The organism is Nonomuraea recticatena (assembly GCF_039533245.1).
In the GTDB taxonomy this organism is placed as follows: Bacteria; Actinomycetota; Actinomycetes; order Streptosporangiales; family Streptosporangiaceae; genus Nonomuraea; species Nonomuraea roseola.
Map to the genome: position 1 here is coordinate 73,648 of NZ_BAAATE010000006.1, position 18,282 is coordinate 91,929.

Sequence of the window (18,282 nt, forward strand, 5' to 3'; positions counted from 1 at the left end):
ATACCCTTTTACTATTCTAATAGTGAAAGGGTATGGTGGTGATCAACCTTCGCCTCGATCCGGGCTCTGGTGTGGCGACCTACCTCCAGCTCGTGCATCAGGTCAAACAGGCGCTGCGGCTGGGCGTGCTCATGCCGGGCGATCAGCTTCCGACGATCAAAGAGGTCGTCGCCGACCTCGCGATCAATCCGAACACGGTGGCCAAGGCCTACCGCGAGCTGGAGCGTGAGGGCCTGGTCGCCGGCCGGCCCGGGCTCGGCACGTTCGTGCAGCGGTCCCTGGGCGGCGGGGTCACGGCCGACCACACCGCGCACCGCCGCGATCTCGCCCGATGGGTGCGCGGCTGCCGCGAGGCGGGCCTCGACCACGAGGACATGCAGGCGCTGTTCACCTCCGTGCTCACCGATTCCCTCCGGGAGGACATCGCATGACAGGTGAGTTCACCGCGCCCCCGCAGGGCGGGACCGCCCTGGAGGCCACAGGGCTGGCCAAGCGGTACCGGGGCACCTGGGCGTTACGCGACTGCTCGCTGTCCATCCCCGCGGGCCGGGTGGTCGCGCTGGTCGGACCGAACGGCGCGGGCAAGTCCACGTTCCTGCGTCTGGCCGTCGGCCTGATCGAGGCCACTCACGGGAGCGTGCGCGTCTTCGGCGAACCGGTCGGGCAACGGGCGGCGGCCCTCGCGCGGGTGGCGTTCCTCGCTCAGGACAAACCCCTCTACGACGGCTTCACCGTCGCCGAGATGCTCCGCTTCGGACGGCGGCTCAACCCCGGGTGGGACGACGCCCTGGCCCGGCAGCGGCTGGCGGAGCTCGACATTCCGTTGCGCCGCAAGGTCGGCAGGCTCTCGGGAGGCCAGCAGGCGCAGGTCGCCCTGACCGTCGCCGTGGCCAAGCGACCTGACCTGCTGGTCATGGACGAGCCCCTGGCCAACCTCGATCCGGTGGCCAGGCACGACATCATGCGCTCCTTGATGACGGCGGTCGCCGAGACCCGGATGACCGTCGTGCTCTCCTCCCACGTGGTGTCCGACCTGAACGACACCTGCGACTGGCTGGTGGTGCTCAATCGCGGTCAGGTGCAGGTCAGCGGCGAGATCGACGAGCTGCTCTCCACCCACCACCTGCTGTCCGGTCCCGTCGGGCTCGCCGACGGGATGGCGGCCAGGATGCCGGTGATCAGCGACAGCCGTACCGAACGGCACGCGGCCCTGCTGGCCCGCACCGGTACGGGAGCGCCGCTGCTCGACCCGCGATGGGAGGCCCGCGGGGTGGGTCTGGAGGAACTGGTGCTGGCCTACCTGCGCCGCCCCGACGCCGCCGTGCTGCCCCGCCCGACCCTGACCCGTTCCTGATCACTGAGGAGACATCGACATGTTGTGGCTCACGTGGCGGCAGCATCGCATGCAATTGCTGGTCACCGTGGCACTGCTGGCCGTACTCGGCGCGCTCCTGCTGGTGAACGGTCTGGGCGCGGCCGGATTCGACGCCAGGAACCCTCCGCCGGCCGACTGCGTGTCGGACTATGGCGCCGCCTGCGCTGGTTACACCGCGGGGATGATGGAGTGGATGTGGGCGGTGGGTAATCTCGTCGGGTGGCTTCCGCTGCTGGCTCCGGCGATGATCGGCGCCTTCTGGGGCGCTCCCCTGCTGGCCAGGGAGTTCGAGCACGGTACGGATCAGCTGACCTGGACGCAGTCGGTGACGCGGCGGCGCTGGCTGATCGCCAAGGTGGGCGGGCTCGGCGCCGCGGTCACGCTGGGCGGGCTGGCGCTGGGCGGCATCGTCGACGCGTGGCTGGCCGTTTTCGACAGCTCCGCCTTTCCCGTCAACTTCTTCGACAAGAACTGGTTCCGCCTGGTCGGCATCGGCCCCGCGGCGTGGTGGCTGTCGGCGTTCGTGCTCGGCGTGGCCGCGGGCGCGCTGATCAGGCGGACGCTGCCGGCGATGGCGGTGACCCTGGCGGTGTGCGCGCTGGCGTTCTTCGGGCTCCTCTCGGCCCCGCGCCTCTACGCGACGCCTGAGCGGTTCACGCAGACCACCGTCGCCGGAAGTGATCTCGTACCGGACACCGCCATGGTGGTGGAGAGCTACTGGACCGACGGGGACGGCAGGGAGCGCACCTCCGCCGATCGGCAGCTCGCGCTCGCCGTCCCCTGTGGCATAGACGAGACGACCAAGGCGTACGCCGCGTGCTCCTTCGACCACGGCTATCGGCAGGTTCAGCTGTTCCATCCCGAGAGCAGGTTCTGGCGCTTCCAATGGACCGAAGCGGGAATCCTGCTGCTTCCCGCCTTCGCGCTCGGCGGCGTCGCCGTCCGGCGCACCCTTCGGCCCCGCATCTGAGGGCGCCCGGCACCAGCCGCCCCTTCACACCCTGCGGGCGAGGAGAAAGGCCCCGGGAAAGCCCCGCTTGGGGTCCTCCCCCGGCGCGACGACCAGCCGCGCCACCTCGGTGAGCCCGGCCGCGAGAAGCAGCTCGGCCACGCGGTCGGGTGAGTACCGGTAGGCGGGGAATGTGGCGTGATCGTAGGCCTCGGCCGGCTCGACCGGGCCGTCGTAGGCAGGGAAGCCGAGCAGCAGATAGGCACCGGGCGACAGCACGCGGCCGAACTCGGCGAGCATGACCGGGAGCCGCTCGGGCGGGGTGTGGATGATCGAGTAGTTGGCGAGCACCCCGGCCAGGGAGGCGTCCTCCACCTGGAGCGCCTCCATCAGCCCGACCTCGAAACGCAGCTCGGGGTGGGCGTCGCGGGCGATCGCGATCATCTCGGGCGACAGGTCGACGCCGAACGCGGTGACGCCGAGGGAGCGCAGGTGCGCGGTGACGTGGCCGGGGCCGCACCCCACGTCCGCCACCAGACCGTCGCCGTCGCCGAAGGCCGTGACCAGCTCGGCGAAGACGCCGATCATCGCGTGGTTCAGCGGGCTGGAACGGTAACGCTCAGGGATGGACTCGGCGTATCGCGCGGCGACGGCGTCGTAGGCGGCGCGGGTCGCGTCGAGGAGGTCCTGTTCGGTCATGGACACGATCATGCAGCAGCGAGGGCCGCGTCGGCGACGGAAGGGGTGACGTCGGGCGTCGGCGCGGGGCGCAGGACGATGAACGCGGCGCACGCCAGCCCCGTCGCGACGATGACCCCGTACATCACGCGGTAGTCGACGACGCCGGCCAGGGCCGCGCCGGTGGTGATGGAGACGGATTGGGTCAGGTTGGAGAGCATGCCGCAGGCCGCGCCGACGCGCCCCTGGAGCCTGGCGGGGACGTACAGGTGCTGGGCGGTGCCGAGGGCGACGCTGAAGAGGGGGATGGCCAGGCCGTAGATCATGGCTCCGGCCAGGAAGAGGGGAAGAGACGGCACCAGGAAGGCCATGGCGCCCACGGCGAAGATGGCGTAGCCGACACTCGAGCCACGAGCCTCGCCGAGCCGGTTGACCAGCAGGCCCGCCAGCGCGCCGCCGACGACCGAGCCCGCGCCCTGGACGGTGGTGAGGATCCCGAAGAAGGCGGCGGGCTGTCCGAGGCCGCGGTCGATGGCCGCGAACACCGCGGTGTCCATCAGGCCCGCCGTCGCCATGAAGATCGTCTCGGCGAGCGTCAGCCTGAGCAGGAGCGGCACGCTCCACAGGTACCTGAATCCTGCGGTGACGGCGGCGAGGAAGGGCCGGCCCGCGGGCTCGGGCTCGGACTCGACGACCTTGATCGGCAGGAGGAACGCGATCCCCGCCACGATGGTCGCCGCTGTCACGACGGCGAGCGTTCCTCCGCCGTAGCCCTGGTAGACGGCGGCGCCGACGATGGGCGAAGCGATGCGGACGCCCTGCCGTACCGCGATCAGAGCGGCGCGGGCGCTCGCGGCCTCGGCCGAGAGAAGGATGTCCTTCAGCAGGGCGCCGTAGGCGGGGACCGAGAACGCGACCCCGTAGGCGAGGGCCACGGCGTAGAGGATCCAGAGCTCGGCGGCGGAGTCGATCAGGGTCAGGGGCAGCACCAGGAGGGCCGTCACCGCGTTCATCGCGATGAGCAGCGGCTTGCGGCGGACGCGGTCCACGGCGTGGCCGTACAGCGGGGAGAACAGCCCGGGTAAGGCGAGGCAGAGGAAGACCAGCCCCGCGGCGGAGTCGGAGCCGGTCAGGTCCTTGGCCCAGATGCCGAGGGAGAGGTAGAGCGCGCTGCTGCCGAAGCTGGAGACGGCGTCGCCGGCCAGGAGCCTTCGGAAGAGCGGGTTGCGGAGCGCTGTCACGTCCGGCCTCTCACGAGTCTTCGGGCAGGGGGGTGCCGGTCAACAGGATCCGGACGAATCTGGCGTCCTCTGGGACGGGCGCCTGACCGGTGGTGCGCACGATGTACGGCGCCAGCACCTCGAGAAGCCGCTCACCGACCTCGTCGAGCTCCCTGGCGGTCAGAGGCGCGGTGACGCCGCTCAGGAACGCCGCCGAGCGCCACTCCTCGGGGGCCCCGGGACGGGCTTGGGACCAGTCGAGGAGCCTGACTGCCTCGCGCTCGATGAAGACCCGCTCCAGCTCAGCCGCCGCGACGCCGCCCTCGCTCGCCGACCAGGACTGCCGCAGGTCCGCGACCCGCCATGGCCGTTCGCGCTGGTCCTCGCTCTCGGCCTGGACGACGTAGCCGTACTTGGCGAGCTGGCGCAGGTGGAAGGAGCACGAGGCCTGGGTCGAGCCGAGGTGCCTGGCGCAGACCGCCGCCGTGGCCGGCCCGATGCGGCCGAGCAGGTCGATGAGGTCCAGCCGCAGGGGGTGGGCCAGCGCGCGCATGGCCCGTGGATCGGTGATCTCCATATGCCAAAGATAGCTTTGACATATGGAGGTGTCAAAGAACTCTTTGGCTTTTTGACGAGGGGCGCGCGGTGTCAGCCGCGACCGTGGCGCCCTCGTCGTGGAGGTGACCGCCGCCGACCGTGCAGCGGATCAGCGGCGGGTCCCGGTCATCCGGCCACGCAGCGCAGGGCGGCGCGGATGGCTGCGGCGGGGTCGCCGAGGTGGTAGATCCGCTCGGAGGGTTCGATGCCGTCGAGGAACTCCTGGTAGCGCACCGCGTAGGCCAGGTGGGCCAGCGGCTCGGCGATGCTCAGCGCCGACTCGGGCTCGCAGCCAGGCACGTGGGACCTCCAGGCCTCGGCCCACGCCTTCGCGGCGTGGGGCCCTTCGGCCGCGGGCAGGAAGTCGCGGACTCTCAGCCCGTCCAGCACCGGGTTGCCGAGGTGCGCGTCGGCGAAGTCGAGCACGACCGGCGGGCCGCCGTCGCTGCGCCAGTTGCCCGGGTGGAAGTCGCCGTGCACGACCGTGTCGGGCAGGCCGCATCCCTCGAGGAGGGGCCACCGTCCCGCCAGCCTCCGCGCGGCCGCCACCTCCTCGCCGGTCAGCTCGCGACCGGCCGCGCCGTCGAGGAGGTCGAGGACCCGGTCGGCGATGAAGGGCCCGCGCAGGTCCCGCAGCCGGGGCGCCAGGCCGTCCGCCTGACGGGCGAGCGCGGCCTGCGCGGCGACCAGGCGGGTCACCGCGCTGGTGATGATCGGCTCAGGCGCGTCCCAGCAGTCCTGGCCCGGCAGGTGTTCGAGCAGGAGCCTGTTCGGCCCTGACGCCACGACTCCGGGCGCCAGGCCGGGGTCGAGCCGCGAGAAGGCGCCGATGACCGTGGCCTCGTCGGCGGCGAAGTGGGGGGTGGTCTTCAGCCAGACCTGGCCCTGATCGGTGGGCAGGCGGAACAGCCCCGCCAGGTTCCAGGTCTTGCGCTGCCTGATCGGCCCCGTCACCGGACGGCCCGCGGCGGCCAGCGTGTCCGAGGCCCAGCCGAGCGCCTCCCGCAGCCCCTCCGCCCTGGCCCACGGCGAACGCAGCTCCTCCTGCCCCGTCAACGCGGACCCGTCGACGGGAACCGGCTCCAGCAGCCCTGGCGCGGGCCGCTGGAGCGCCTCGACGTGGTAGGTCACATGACCGTCGCGGCCGCCTCCCCCGCCGTCGACGTGAAGCAGGCGCAGCACCGCCACCTCGACCCCGAGCACCCCTCGCACGTGCGTGACGACCGGCTCGACCTCCGACCACCACGCCACGTCCACCGCGAAGGGCCCGACGACGCCGAGGTAGTCGTCACCCGAGGTCACCCATGCCGTCACCGTCCGATCCATCCGGCCAGTCTGACGAGCCCGCGCGGCGACGGCGACCGAATATCCGGGGGCCTCAGCCCAGGACGGCCGGCGCGAGCGCGCGCCACTGCCGGACGGGCGGGATCGCCGGGGTGTCCGTGAGGACGAAGAGCGCCACGTGGTCGGCCCCCGCGTCGAGCGCCGCGCGCCCGAGAGCGGGCCCTTCGCCTCTCACGCGCGCTGCCTCGTCGCGCGCTCGGCGGCGAAGAACGCCTCGATCTCGGCCGCGCCGCCCCTGGCGAGCCAGGCGCGCAGGTCCGTCAGGCCAGGGTGGAGCCGCCGCGCGGCCGCGATGTCGGCTCTCCATCCTCGCTCGTTGAGCCACTCGTAGGCGAAGGCGAAGTCCTCGCCGTACTGCCTGATCGCCTCGATCGGCACCCGCACGTACGGCACCGGCCGCCCGATCGCCTCCCCGATCATCTCGGCGATCCGCCGTGGGGTCAGCTCGTCCCCCGCCAGGTCGACGGCCCTGCCGATCCACTCCGCCGGGCGGGCGAAGGCCAGAGCGGCGAACACGCCGACGTCGTCGACCGCCATGATCTGCTGAGGGACGTCGGGCGCGAACGCGGTCGCCACGGCGCCGTCGCGCAGGTGGTACCCGCCGGCGTAGTTCTCCATGAAGGAGACGGGGCGCAGGATCGTCGCAGGCAGGCCGAGCTCGGCGACGCGCCGCTCGATGCGCGCCTTGCTCAGCACGTTGCGCGGCAGCACCTCGTCGGCGTGGCGGCCCGCACCCGCCACCGAGGCGTAGACGAGGTGCCTGACGCCGGCGGTGTGCGCCGCCTCGGCCACGTTGACACCCCATCGGACCTCGTCCTCGGCGGTGAAGCCTGGCGGGGTGCCCGGCGAGCCGACGGTGGGCTGGACGCTGAACAGGCCGTAGGCGCCTTCGGCCGCGGCGACCAGGGAGGCGAGGTCGCCCATCTCGGCGCGTACGACCTCCGCTCCCGCCTCGGCCAGGGCCCGCGCCGGGGCGCCCGCGGGGTCGCGGGTCACCGCCCGGACCCGCCGGCCGTCCGCCAGCAGCCGCCTCGCCACGACGCCGCCCTGCAGCCCGGTCGCGCCGACGACGATGGTCTTCTCCATGATCACGCCCTTCTCGTAAACGGGGTGGGCCCCCATTTGCATCTTCGCTAAGATATGGAGGGCCACCCCGTTTAGCAAGCCCAGTGGAGAGCCGATGTCCCCAGACGCCACAGCCGCGCAGGCCGGACGGCCGATGCGCGCGGACGCGCGCCGCAACCGCGACCGGATCCTCGCCGCGGCCGAGACGGCGATCGCCGAGCACGGAGCGGAGGCGTCCCTCGAGGAGATCGCCCGGCACGCGGGGGTCGGCTCGGCCACCCTGCACAGGCACTTCCCCTCCCGCCAGTCGCTGCTGGAGGCCGTCTTCAGCGGCAGGGTGGAGGCCCTCTGCGCGAAGGCGGGCGAGCTGGGCGCGCAGCTCGACCCGGCTCCCGCGCTGGTCGCGTGGCTGCGGGCCGTGGGCACGCATGCGGCGGCCAACCGCGGGCTGGCCGCGTCACTGCTGGGAAGCGACCCGGCAACGGGCGCCAACTGCCACACGATGATCGTGAACGCCGGCGGCGAGCTGCTGGAGCGCGCGCGCCGGGCGCACGCCGTACGCGAAGGCGTCGCGATCGTCGATCTGCTCAAGCTCGTCAGCGCCATCTCGCTGGCCACCGAGCAGGAGCCTGGCGGCGCGGCCGAGGCCGACCGCCTGCTCGCCCTCGCGATCAACGGCGTGCTCGCCTGACGTCTCCTCACCCATGGAGGACCGCGACCCGTGTCGCCGGCGCACGGCGGGGGCCTCTTGCGGCGAGGGCGCGGGAGCTGTCATCCTCTTAGGCATGATCACTGAAAGGGGCGATGTCGCCCGCGCTCTGTGAGCGTCCCCCGGCGGCTGGAGGCCGCCGACATCCGTGACGAATGGCTGGGCTGGGCGTTGTCGACGCTGCCCGCCGACCAGACGGCCGCCGAGGCCGCGATCTCCGAACTGTACGAACGAGCCGGACGGCCCGCGCCGCGCTTCCTCTGGGTCGACTCCCCGAACGCCGCGATGGAGTTCGTTCCTGCCGGCATCCCGATGCGCGAGTTCGTCAAGACTCTCTCGATCGCGTCACGCCTGGCCACGCTCGGCTCCGAGCTGCGCGAGGCGCTCGACCGGCGGGTGGGCCATCCGTGGGCGCTGTCGTGGGGGCAGGGCGAGCCCGACCCCCTCGACGCCGAGGTGCGCGACCCGCTGCGCGACTTCGTCAGGGACGGCGTCTGCACGCCCCTGCGGCTGGCGCTCCCGCTGGCCGAAAGGCTGACCTGGTACGGCCAGCACGACGCGTACTGGATCGCCCACTACGACGCCTGGCGGCGGATCGGCGGCCGCGCCTTCAGGGGCCTGAACGGGCAGCTCGACCTGTGGGCGACGCTGGCGCGCTCCTGCGGCTGGTGGTGGCCCATGGAGGAGCTGTGCGTGGTCTCCCTGCGGCCGGTCTCGGTGAGAACCGAGGAGCAGCGCCTGCACAGCGAGCAGGGCCCTGCCGTGGCGTACGCCGACGGCTGGAGCGTGCACGCCTGGCGCGGCACCAGGGTGCCGTGGTGGGTGATCGCCGACCCGACCCCCGACAGGATCGCCCAGGAGCCGAACATCGAGGTACGGCGCTGCGCGATCGAGCGCCTCGGCTGGGAGGCCTACATCGAGCAGGCGGGGCTGCGCCTGGTCGCGACCGCGCGCGACCCCGGCAATCCCGGCTTCGACCTGCTGCTGTACGACCTGCCCGACACGGTGTGGGGCCGCCGCGCCCGTGTCCTGCTCGCCACCAACGGCTCGGTGGAGCGGGACGGCCGGCGGCGGCGCTACGGCCTCGGGGTCCCCGGCCACCTGGACGACCCCGTCGCGGCCGCCGCATGGACCTACGGCCTGTCCACCGACCACTACGCCCAGCTGGCCCGGCGCACATGAACCCCACGCACCCGGAACCCGCGCACCCGAACCGAGCGCACCCGAACCCCACGCACCCGGAAGGAGAACCCATGACCGTCAACCTCGCCACCCTGTCCGACCGCACCGGCCTGGCCGTACTGGAGCATCTGGAGCGGCAGGTCGCCATCCCCGTCATCGAAGGGATCCAGGCTCAGGGTGACCTCCTCGTCGTCCCGCTGCGGCTGGTCGGCGCCGCCGTCACCGTCAGGGACCTGGCGCGCTGGCAGGACGTGCCCGCCACCGGTCTCGAACTGTTGCGCGGCGCGGCGGGAGGCAACCCGCACAGCCTGGTCGCCGACCCCGGGACCTGCGCGTGGACGACCGACGTGCGCGACACCTTCCGGCTCGCGCTCGGTGTCTTCCACAACAGCACGCCCGTCTACCTCCTGCACCCCGAGCACGGCGCGACGGGGTTCACGCCCGGCGCGTACGTGGTGCGCCGCCAGCGCGAGTTCGACGACCGCCTCACGCTCAGGGGCGGCGGTCACCGTCTGATCGCCGACTGATCTCGCCCCTCCACGTCTGGGCGCGCGGCCGCCGACCCGGCCGCGCGCCCGCCTTCCCCCTCGGCGCTCAGCCGTGGTTGAGGCGCCAGAAGTCGGAGACGGTCTGGCGGTTCTGCAGGTCTCCGAGCAGGCCCTTGGGATCGGTGTGGAAGAGCTGGCCCTTCCAGTCGGACAGGCCTGGCGGGGTGACCAGCGGCTTGACGGTGGCGTTGCCCGAGATGCCGCCCTCGCCGATCTCGTGCTTGACGCCCTCCTCGGTCATGATGAAGTGCACGTACAGCTTGGCGGCGTTGGGATGCCTGCTCTTGGCCGCGATCGCGACGTACTTCGGGTAGCTGAAGCCGACGAACGGCTGCATCCCCTCGCACGCCGACTGGGCGTACCCCTTGTCCTCGTTGTTGCGGAACTTCGAGATCGACATGAAGCCGATCTTCTTCTCGGTGGCGCTCGGCGCGCCGACGGCACCCGAGATGTCCTCGTCGGACCCGGTCAGCACCGGCTTGTTGCCCGAGAGCCGCTTGATCCACTCGTAGGCGGCGCTCTTCTCCTTGGTCTCCAGGGCCTTTCCGTACTTGGTCTGATAGGCCTGCTCCAGCGCCTGGTTGCCGTGGGCGTCCAGCTGGGTGAGGAACGACAGCACGGTGGGCTTGCCCAGCGGGTCCTGCATCACCAGCTTGCCGGCCCACTCCGGCTCGGTCAGGTCCCACACGTTCTTCACCGGGCAGCCGTCGGGTGAGAGCTTGGTGTTGTAGGCGAAGATCGTCGCCTTCGACAGGGCGAGCAGCGGATTGTGGTTCTCGGCAGGGATCTGCTCCTTCAGGTCGGCGGGCACCCACGTCTTCGCCACGCCCTGCGGGATCAGCTGGCCCACCAGGACGCCGCCGTCCTCGTACATCGCCGCGTCGATGGTGACGTTGTCGGCGGCGTGCTCCCTGAGCATCTTCTCGGCGGTCTGCGGGGTGTCGGACTTCACCCCCTCCATCGCGATGCCGTACTTCTCGGTGAAGGCCTTGGCGACCTCCTCGATGTCTCCGCTGGAGTCGTAGACGGTGAGGCTGCCCTCCTTCTTCGCGGCGGCCACCAGCGCGTCCAGGCTGAAGTTCGCGTCGATCGAGGCGCCGGGCAGCGGCGCGGCCGCCTTCGTTCCCGCCGTCACGTCGGCGCCGGTGGAGGGTGCGCACGCTGCGGCGGCCAGCGCCAGCAGCGCCGCAGGGATGAGTTTCCGGGTACGCCTCACGATGGCGTCACTCCTCTTGCCTCTCGGGGTCGTCTGCGCCGCCCAGAGCCCCGGATCCGGCACCGCAGTGCGCTCAACGATGAACGCCAGATGAACGATTTGTCAAGACATACTTACCTATTGAAATAGCAGGCCGCATATCGTCCTTATGTCAGGACAAACCATTGACTGTTCATCATTCGTTCATCTAGAACTGAAGGCCTCAGGACGAGGAGACATCATGCCTGTGGGCTTACTCGGCCTCGGTCACATCGACGCCCTTCATCCCCGCCGCTCACCCCCTGCCCCCGAGCGCACCACGCCCGACCGGCGGCTCTCCCGCTGATGGAGTGGACGCTGGCGTTCGCCGCCGTGGCGGTCCTCTTCGTGCTGATCAGTGGAGCCAACGACGGAGCCACCCTCATCGGTATCGGGCTGAGGTTCCCTCACTCACCAGGGTGGGCCGTCACCGCCATCCTCATGGCGACGCTCCTGGCCGGCCCGTACGTGCTGGGGGTCTCGGTGGCGCGGACCTTCACCGAGCGGCTCGCGGGGCTGGGCACCAGCGGCGGAGCGATGGCGTTCCTGGCCGGTGTGCTGGTCGCGGTGGCCGTGGTCGCGGCCCTGACCGGCAGAGGGCTGCCCACCAGCCTGACCCTCGCCGTGATCGGCGGGATCACCGGCGCGGGGCTCGGCGCGGGGCTGCCGGTGTCGTGGTCGAGCCTGGGCGCGGTCCTGGCCGTCGGAGCCGGGGCGCCCCTGGCCGGGCTGGTCCTGGGCTACCTGCTGGGGGTCATGTCGCGGCGGGTGCCGTCCTGCCGCCGGATGCCTGGGCTCGTGCTCGCCGCCCATCTGCTGGCCTACACCGCGCAGTGCGTGGCCTACGCGCTGAACGACGGCCAGAAGATGGTCGCGGTGGTGAGCGTCGCGGTCGGCGTGGGCCGCGACGGGCTGGGCGCGGTCGGGCCTGTCGACGTCCCGCCGGCGTGGATGGCCGCTCTCACCCTGCTGTTCCTGTCCGGCTCCATGACCAGCCTGAACCGCGTCGGGGAGCGGCTGGGCCGTGGCCTCGTCCTCACCAGGCCGCTGCACGTCGTCTCGGCGGAGACGGCGGCCGCCGCCGCCGTCCTGAGCAGTTCGGCGCTGGGCAGCCCGGTGAGCATGACCCAGTCCATCACCGCCGGAGTCGTCGGCGTGGCGACCAGTGAAGGAGCGAGGAAGGTGCGTTGGCAGGGCGTGCTGAACATGGGCGCGGCATGGCTGCTCACACTGCCGTCGTCGATGGCGCTGGGCTGTCTGGCCGGCCTCGGGCTGAGGCTGCTGTGAGCCGCAGGGGCCGTCGCGGCCGGCGGTTGGTGCGAGCCTGGGACGATCTGCGGGGCCGGTCGGGACGGCGGGTGGTCGACCTGGTCCGCGGCCAGGTCGCCGTCGCGAGGGCGGGAGCCGTCCTGGCCCACTCGACGGCGTTCGGCGCCACCGGGCGCTCGGCCGCGCGCACCCGGATGACGGTGGTCGAGCACGAGGGCGACGCCGCGCGGGCCGAACTCGTGCGAGCTCTGCGGCGGGTACTGGCCACCCCCATCGACAGGGAGGACCTGTTCAGGCTCTCCCGCTCGATCGACGACGTCCTGGACCACCTGCGCGACTACGTGCGCGAGAGCGACCTGTTCGGACCGCGGGACCTCACCTTCGCGGTCGAGCCGCTGCTGGCCGTGATCGACGGCCTCGACGAGCTGGAGAGCGCGGTGGCGAAGATGCTCGACGATCCGGGCTCGGTCACCGTGGCAGTCCTGGCCACGCGCAAGTCCTGCAGCCGGGTCCGGCAGCTCTACCAGGCGCGGCTCACCGAGCTGTTCGCCGGATCGCTGGAGATGGACACCCTGCGCGAAAGGGAGCTGCTGTCGCGCCTCGACGCCGTGGGGCGCCGGCTGGGGGAGGCCGCCGACGTGCTCGCCGACGCGATGCTCAAACGAAGCCACTGAGCGCCGGGAGAGCCACCGAATGTTCGCACGAAGCCATCCGATGCAGACGGGCCTCGCACTGCGGCGGTCCTCGTCAACCCCCCGAAGGAAGTCCTCATGGCTGTCAACACCAGGCGACCGGCGGAGAGGCCGCCTGCCCCGCCCAGACGGCGCCGGCTGGTCTACCGGCTGCGCGTGCTGCGCCACGATCCGACCGCGGCGCTCGGACTGATCCTCCTCATCCTGCTCGCCTACCTCGTCGTGGCGCCGCTGGTCGCGGTCCTGTCCGACGCCTTCCGCCTGCAGTACGGCGACGGCGTGCACGCCGGGCAGCAGCCCGGCGAATGGACCGGCTACTACCTGTGGCGCGTCTTCCGCTCCCAGATCAGCGGCCTGCTGTTCTGGGAGCCGCTGCTCAACACGTTGGTGATCGCGGTCGGCACCACGCTGTTCGCGCTGGTGCTCGGCGGCGGTACGGCGTGGCTGGTGACCAGGACCAACATGCCCGGGCGGCGGTGGCTGGCCGGCGCGCTGGTGGTCCCCTACATGCTGCCGTCGTGGACCTTCTCCCTGGCCTGGCTCTCGCTGTTCAAGAACGAGCGCGCGGGCGGACAGGTCGGGTTCCTCCAGGCCCAGGGCATCCGGACGCCCGACTGGCTCGCCTACGGGGCGCTGCCGATCATCATCACCCTGGGACTGCACTACTACCCGTTCGTGCTGCTCCTCGTGGGCAACGCGCTGCGCCGCATCGACGCGCAGCTGGAGGACTCCGCGCGCATTCTCGGCGCCCCGCAGCGCACCGTCATCCGGCGGATCGTGATACCGCTGATGCTGCCCGCGCTGTCCTCCGCCGTGCTGCTGGTGGTCGGCCGGGTACTCGGGACGTTCGGCACGCCGTACGTCCTCGGCCTTCCTGCGGACTACCGGGTGCTGTCCACCGGGCTCTTCCAAGCGATCCGCGACCGCAGCACGGGCGTGGCCTCCGTGCTCACCACCGTCATCGTGGTCATCGGGGTACTGATCGTCCTGGCCGACACCCGGATGATGCGCGAGCATCGCCGGTTCGTCACGGTGGGCGGCAGGGGCGCGATGGACCGGCTGGGCGACCTGCGCCGCTGGCGCTGGCCCGCCTTCGCGTTCGGTCTGCTCGCCTTCGCGGTGAGCGTCGTGGTGCCGGTGCTCACGCTGCTGCTGTCCACCGTCACCCGTACTCCTCTCGACCTTTCCACCTTCACCCTCGACTACTGGATCGCCGAGCGGCTGCCCGGCGCGGTCGGCTTCCCCCACGGTGTCCTGCGCGGTTCTGAGCTGTGGGAGGCGGCGTGGAACTCGCTGCGCATCGTCGGCCTGGCCTCGCTGATCTGCGCGATCTTGGGCCTGCTGATCGGCTACGTCGTGGTGCGGGGAACGGCGCCACGGGTGGCCGCCTTTCTGCGCCAGGTCTCCTTCCTGCCCTACCTCATCCCCGGCATCGCCTTCGCGGCCGCCTCGCTGTCACTGTTCGCCGTCGCCAGGGGGCCCATGCCCGCCCTGTACGGAACGACGTTCCTGCTGATCCTGGTGATGGCCGTGACGCACCTGCCCTACAGCTCACGCTCGGGCATCGCGGCGATGATGCAGCTCGGCCGCGAACCTGAGGAGGCCGCGCAGATCGCCGGCGCCTCCTGGTGGCAGCGGATGCGGCGGATCATCTTCCCGATCCAGAAGGGCGCTCTCGTCACCGGGATCGTGCTGCCGTTCGTCTCCGGGCTCAAGGAGCTCAGCATCGTGATCATGCTGACCACGACCGGGACGCAGCTGCTCACCACCCTGTCGATCGGCCTCGTGGACTACGGCTACACCCAGCTCGCCAACGCGGTCGTGCTCATGATCGCGTTGATTTCCTTCACCATGACCTACCTGACCCAGCGTCTGACCAAGAGCAGCCTGGCGTCCGGCCTAGGAGGATAGATGCCGACCATCACCCTCAGCGCAGTCGCCAAGAGCTACGGCGGAGGCGACTACGCGGTGAAAGACCTCGATCTCACCGTCCCCGACGGCGCGTTCATGTGCCTGCTCGGCCCCTCCGGCTGCGGCAAGACCACCACGTTACGGATGATCGCCGGCCTCGAGCAGCCGACCGCCGGCACCATCGCCGTCGCGGACAGGGTCCTCGACTCCGTCGAGCAGGGCCTCTACGTCCCGCCGGAGAAGCGCGGGATGGGGCTGGTCTTCCAGAACTACGCGCTCTGGCCGCACCTGTCGGTTCGCGACAACGTCGAGTTCGGCCTGCGCATGCGCAAGGTCCCCGCGCCTGACAGGCGGTCGAGGGCCGAGGCCGCGCTGAAGATGGTCCACGTCGACGACGCCATAGACCGCTACCCCTCCCAGCTGTCCGGCGGCCAGCAGCAGCGGGTGGCACTGGCCAGGATGCTGGCGATCAACCCCGGCGTGCTCCTGCTCGACGAGCCGCTGTCCAACCTCGACGCCCAGCTGCGGCTGGAGATGCGGGCCGAGCTCAAGCGCATCCACGAGGAGTCGGGAGCGACGATCGTCTTCGTCACGCACGACCAGTTGGAGGCCCTCACCATGGCCACCGACGTCGCGGTCATGAAGGACGGCGAGCTGCAGCAGGTGGCCGCCCCGATGGACCTGTACGCCAGACCCGCCAACAGGTTCGTCGCCGCGTTCGTCGGCAGCCCTCCGATGGCGATCGTCGACGTCGGTCCCGCGCCCACCGGCCTGGCCGTCTCCCTGCTGCACTTCGTGAAATCCCGCGCCGAGGGGTGCGCCCCCGCCGCCGTCGGCATCAGGCCCGAGGCGCTCCACCTCGGCGCCCCGCCTGCGTCCGCGTGGCGCGAGGAGGCCACGGTCGAGGCCGTGCTGCCGGCCGGCTCCTCCTGGACCGTACGGCTGCGCGTCCTCGAGACGGAGCTGTACGCGCTCTCCTACACGCCGGTCCTCGCCGCCCCCGGCGACATGCTGACCTGCTGGACCGAGCACATGCACCTGTTCGGCGAGGACGGCGGCAGGATCTCGGCCTGGGACACGCGGGGGGTGGGCGCGTGATCGGGCCCAAGGCGCTGCTCCTGGACTTCGGCGGCGTGATCGTGGATGCGGTCAAGCGCCAGACGTGGGCGGCCGAGCTCGCCGCGGAGGTGGGCGACCTCCTCGGCAGGGCCGGATTCGACGGCCTCGCGCTCGAGGAGATCGAGAGCGACATCCGGGCCGGCGCCCGCGCCGACGGCTACTGGAAGGACTCCACGTCCCGTCAGCTCGCCCCGGAGGAGATGACGCACCGCAGGTTCTGGGCCGACTTCGTGGCAGCCGACTGGCCGGACCAGGCCCGCTGGCTGGTGAGCGCCGAGGCGACAGCGCTCTGCAGGCGGATGGGCGAACTGCGCAGCGAACGCAAGCTCAGGGCGGGGACGGAGGATCTCCTTGCCGCCTGCTGGGCGCACGGCGTCACGCCCGCGGTCGTCAGCAACGCGCTGTGCGGCACGGTGCACAGGGACTACCTGGCCGGCAACGGGCTCGACCGCCGGCTGGCGGTGCAGGTCTACAGCGACGAGGTCGGCGTTCGCAAGCCCAACCCGGAGATGATCTGGATCGCCTGCCGAGCGCTCGGCGTCGATCCCGCCCAGGTCTGGTACGTCGGCGACACCTACGACCGCGACGTGGTGTGCGGCGCCCGCGCCGGGGTGGGAGCCACCGTCCTGATGTTCTCCCGGAGCACCGAGAAGATCCCTTACAAGGTGCGCCAGAGCCCTCAGGCGACCGTCGAGGATCCCCATGGCCTGCTGAGCCTCCTGGAGGAGAGATGGACCTGACCACCTCACGCGAGCTGACCGCCATCGCGGTCGAGGCGGCACGAGCGGTCGGCGAGGAGTTGCGAGCCGCCTTCCGCTCCAGGCCGGACATACGCACCAAGCGCGACTTCCACGACCCGGTGACCAAGCACGACCTGGCCGCCGAGGAGCGCATCAGGGAGGTCCTGACCGCCCGCTGCCCGGGCAGCGTCGTCGTGGGAGAGGAGGAGGGCAGCAAGGGCGAGGGTGACATCAGCTGGTACGTCGACCCCATCGACGGCACGGCCAACTTCGCCGCCGGTCTGCCGTTCTTCTGCACCTCCATCGCGGCGGCGGTGGACGGCGCGGTCGTGGCCGGCGTCGTCTACGACCCGGTTCGCGACGACGAGTTCACCGCCTCGCTCGGCGGCGCGTTCTGCAACGGCGAGCCGCTGCGCAGCACCGGTGCGCGCACGGACCGGGAGGCGGTGCTGCTGTCGAGCTATCCCACCCCTCGCGACCTGGCGGCGGAGGGCGAGGCGGCGCTGCACCGCTTCGCCCGGATGGTCAACGCCTTCGCCACGACCCGCCGCCCGGGAAGCGCGGCACTGAAGCTGGCGCACGTCGCCGCAGGCTGGTCGGATGTCGCCTACGGGACATACGTCAACGCCTGGGACGTGGCAGCCGGCTCACTCCTGGTGGAGCAGGCGGGCGGCGTCTACATCCCGCTGTCCGGCAGCCTCTTCACGGCGGGCGGCTACCTTGCCTGCGTCGGCGGGTTCGACCTCGCCGGCTCCGTGATGGCCGAGGTCCGCGCGGAGAGGGGGACCGCGTGATCCGCTGGATCGTCACCGACCTGGACGGCACGCTCGTGGGGCGTGACCTGGCCATGGTGCCCGCCAGCAGGCAGGCGTTGCGCCGCTTCCGAGCCGCGGGCGGAGAGGTGGTCATCGCCACCGGGCGGATGGAGCGGTCGGCCCGCCGCTACTACGACGAGCTGGGTCTGGACGGGGCGACGATCCTCTACAACGGCGCCAGGACGGTGAACCTCGCCACGGGAGAGGTGCTGCGCGCCCGCCACCTGCCGGTGGACGCGTGGAAGGCGCTGCTCGACCTGTTCGGCGCGCTCCCCGAGGGCGTCCACCCGGTGGTGTTCTGCGGCGGCGAGGCCCTGGCCGTGCACGACGTGGCCGGACTGCGAGACTACGCCCGGCGCGACGGGATCGCGCTGCGCGATCCCGGCGGCTGGGCGGCGCTGCCGCCCGGAGAGATCACCAAGTGCATGCTGATCGGCGATCCGTTTCCCGCTCCCGACATCCCGGGAACCGTCACGGTCCGGTCCGAGGCGACCTATCTGGAGGTGCTGCCCGAGGGCGCGTCCAAGGGAAGCGCGCTTCGCGAGCTGGCCGCGGCCCGCGGCGTCCCGCTGGAGGAGATCGCGGCGGTCGGTGACAACCCCAACGACATCGACATGATCACGACAGCCGGGCTCGGGGTCGCGGTCGGTGACGGTCACCCGGAGGTCAGGAAGGCGGCCGACGTCGTGGTCGGAGCCTGCTCGGAAGGAGCCGTCGCCGAGGTGGTGGCGCTGGCTCTCGCACACTTTGAGAAGATGTCCTGACATAAGGATGTCCTATTGCATCGCGGAAAATCCGCGGTTACGTTCGTTGAGAAGGTCCACCCCCCCATACG

General features: G+C 71.4%; 20 protein-coding genes. 13 read left to right on the forward strand and 7 right to left on the reverse strand.

Going from position 1 to position 18,282, the window contains the following annotated elements:
* Positions 1-32 precede the first annotated feature (32 nt).
* Genes ABFX50_RS14390 through ABFX50_RS14400 form a run of 3 tightly spaced genes read left to right on the forward strand, consistent with a single transcriptional unit; the run spans position 33 to position 2,345 of the window.
* Complete coding sequence (locus ABFX50_RS14390) at positions 33-431, forward strand: GntR family transcriptional regulator (protein WP_221241438.1); 399 nt, start codon at positions 33-35, stop codon at positions 429-431.
* A complete protein-coding gene (locus tag ABFX50_RS14395; protein ID WP_346146633.1) occupies positions 428-1,354 on the forward strand; it encodes an ABC transporter ATP-binding protein in 927 nt (308 codons plus the stop codon). The genes ABFX50_RS14390 and ABFX50_RS14395 overlap by 4 nt, the downstream gene beginning before the upstream one ends.
* Positions 1,355-1,373: 19 nt before the next feature.
* Positions 1,374-2,345, forward strand: coding sequence for an ABC transporter permease (locus tag ABFX50_RS14400; RefSeq protein WP_346146635.1), 972 nt, complete (start codon positions 1,374-1,376; stop codon positions 2,343-2,345).
* 24 nt (positions 2,346-2,369) lie between these two features.
* Here ABFX50_RS14400 and ABFX50_RS14405 read toward each other — a convergent pair whose 3' ends face one another.
* The 6 genes from ABFX50_RS14405 to ABFX50_RS14430 form a co-directional block, all read right to left on the reverse strand.
* On the reverse strand, positions 2,370-3,023 hold the full coding sequence (locus tag ABFX50_RS14405) for a class I SAM-dependent DNA methyltransferase (protein ID WP_346146637.1): 654 nt from the start codon (positions 3,021-3,023) through the stop codon (positions 2,370-2,372).
* A gap of 8 nt (positions 3,024-3,031) precedes the next feature.
* Entirely contained in the window at positions 3,032-4,243 is a 1,212-nt protein-coding gene (locus ABFX50_RS14410) for an MFS transporter (RefSeq protein ID WP_346146639.1), read from the reverse strand.
* A 10-nt stretch (positions 4,244-4,253) separates the two neighbouring features.
* A complete protein-coding gene (locus ABFX50_RS14415; RefSeq protein WP_346146641.1) occupies positions 4,254-4,799 on the reverse strand; it encodes an ArsR/SmtB family transcription factor in 546 nt (181 codons plus the stop codon).
* Between the two features lie 146 nt (positions 4,800-4,945).
* Positions 4,946-6,145: a phosphotransferase gene (locus ABFX50_RS14420; RefSeq protein ID WP_346146643.1), complete on the reverse strand. Its 1,200-nt coding sequence runs from the start codon at positions 6,143-6,145 to the stop codon at positions 4,946-4,948.
* 52 nt (positions 6,146-6,197) lie between these two features.
* On the reverse strand, positions 6,198-6,338 hold the full coding sequence (locus ABFX50_RS14425; RefSeq protein WP_346146645.1) for a hypothetical protein: 141 nt from the start codon (positions 6,336-6,338) through the stop codon (positions 6,198-6,200).
* Positions 6,335-7,291 (reverse strand): NmrA/HSCARG family protein, encoded by a 957-nt coding sequence (locus tag ABFX50_RS14430; RefSeq protein WP_346146647.1) that lies wholly within the window; start codon positions 7,289-7,291, stop codon positions 6,335-6,337. Before ABFX50_RS14430 ends, ABFX50_RS14425 begins: the two co-directional genes overlap by 4 nt.
* 52 nt (positions 7,292-7,343) lie before the next feature.
* On the opposite strand from ABFX50_RS14430, the gene ABFX50_RS14435 reads away from it, so the two are divergent.
* The 3 genes from ABFX50_RS14435 (at position 7,344) to ABFX50_RS14445 (ending at position 9,646) form a co-directional block, all read left to right on the forward strand.
* On the forward strand, positions 7,344-7,919 hold the full coding sequence (locus tag ABFX50_RS14435; RefSeq protein WP_346146649.1) for a TetR/AcrR family transcriptional regulator: 576 nt from the start codon (positions 7,344-7,346) through the stop codon (positions 7,917-7,919).
* A 129-nt stretch (positions 7,920-8,048) separates the two neighbouring features.
* The gene (locus ABFX50_RS14440) at positions 8,049-9,119 is read left to right on the forward strand and encodes a DUF6745 domain-containing protein (RefSeq protein WP_346146651.1); all 1,071 of its coding nucleotides are present in this window, start codon (positions 8,049-8,051) and stop codon (positions 9,117-9,119) included.
* Positions 9,120-9,190: 71 nt separating this feature from the next.
* On the forward strand, positions 9,191-9,646 hold the full coding sequence (locus ABFX50_RS14445) for a hypothetical protein (protein ID WP_346146653.1): 456 nt from the start codon (positions 9,191-9,193) through the stop codon (positions 9,644-9,646).
* 67 nt (positions 9,647-9,713) lie between these two features.
* Here ABFX50_RS14445 and ABFX50_RS14450 read toward each other — a convergent pair whose 3' ends face one another.
* A complete protein-coding gene (locus tag ABFX50_RS14450; RefSeq protein ID WP_183659367.1) occupies positions 9,714-10,883 on the reverse strand; it encodes an ABC transporter substrate-binding protein in 1,170 nt (389 codons plus the stop codon).
* Positions 10,884-11,207: 324 nt separating this feature from the next.
* Here ABFX50_RS14450 and ABFX50_RS14455 point away from each other — a divergent pair, with 324 nt between their 5' ends.
* The 7 genes from ABFX50_RS14455 (at position 11,208) to ABFX50_RS14485 (ending at position 18,211) form a co-directional block, all read left to right on the forward strand.
* Positions 11,208-12,188, forward strand: a complete 981-nt coding sequence (locus tag ABFX50_RS14455; protein WP_346146656.1) for an inorganic phosphate transporter — start codon at positions 11,208-11,210, stop codon at positions 12,186-12,188.
* Positions 12,189-12,259: 71 nt separating this feature from the next.
* Positions 12,260-12,844: a DUF47 domain-containing protein gene (locus ABFX50_RS14460; protein ID WP_346146658.1), complete on the forward strand. Its 585-nt coding sequence runs from the start codon at positions 12,260-12,262 to the stop codon at positions 12,842-12,844.
* Positions 12,845-12,940: 96 nt separating this feature from the next.
* Complete coding sequence (locus ABFX50_RS14465) at positions 12,941-14,773, forward strand: ABC transporter permease (RefSeq protein WP_346146660.1); 1,833 nt, start codon at positions 12,941-12,943, stop codon at positions 14,771-14,773.
* Entirely contained in the window at positions 14,774-15,871 is a 1,098-nt protein-coding gene (locus ABFX50_RS14470) for an ABC transporter ATP-binding protein (protein WP_346146662.1), read from the forward strand. It abuts the gene before it with no gap.
* Positions 15,868-16,632, forward strand: coding sequence for an HAD family hydrolase (locus ABFX50_RS14475; protein ID WP_346146664.1), 765 nt, complete (start codon positions 15,868-15,870; stop codon positions 16,630-16,632). The genes ABFX50_RS14470 and ABFX50_RS14475 overlap by 4 nt, the downstream gene beginning before the upstream one ends.
* Entirely contained in the window at positions 16,623-17,426 is an 804-nt protein-coding gene (locus ABFX50_RS14480; protein WP_346146666.1) for an inositol monophosphatase family protein, read from the forward strand. Before ABFX50_RS14475 ends, ABFX50_RS14480 begins: the two co-directional genes overlap by 10 nt.
* Entirely contained in the window at positions 17,423-18,211 is a 789-nt protein-coding gene (locus tag ABFX50_RS14485; protein WP_346146669.1) for a Cof-type HAD-IIB family hydrolase, read from the forward strand. Before ABFX50_RS14480 ends, ABFX50_RS14485 begins: the two co-directional genes overlap by 4 nt.
* The last annotated feature ends 71 nt before the right edge of the window (positions 18,212-18,282 follow it).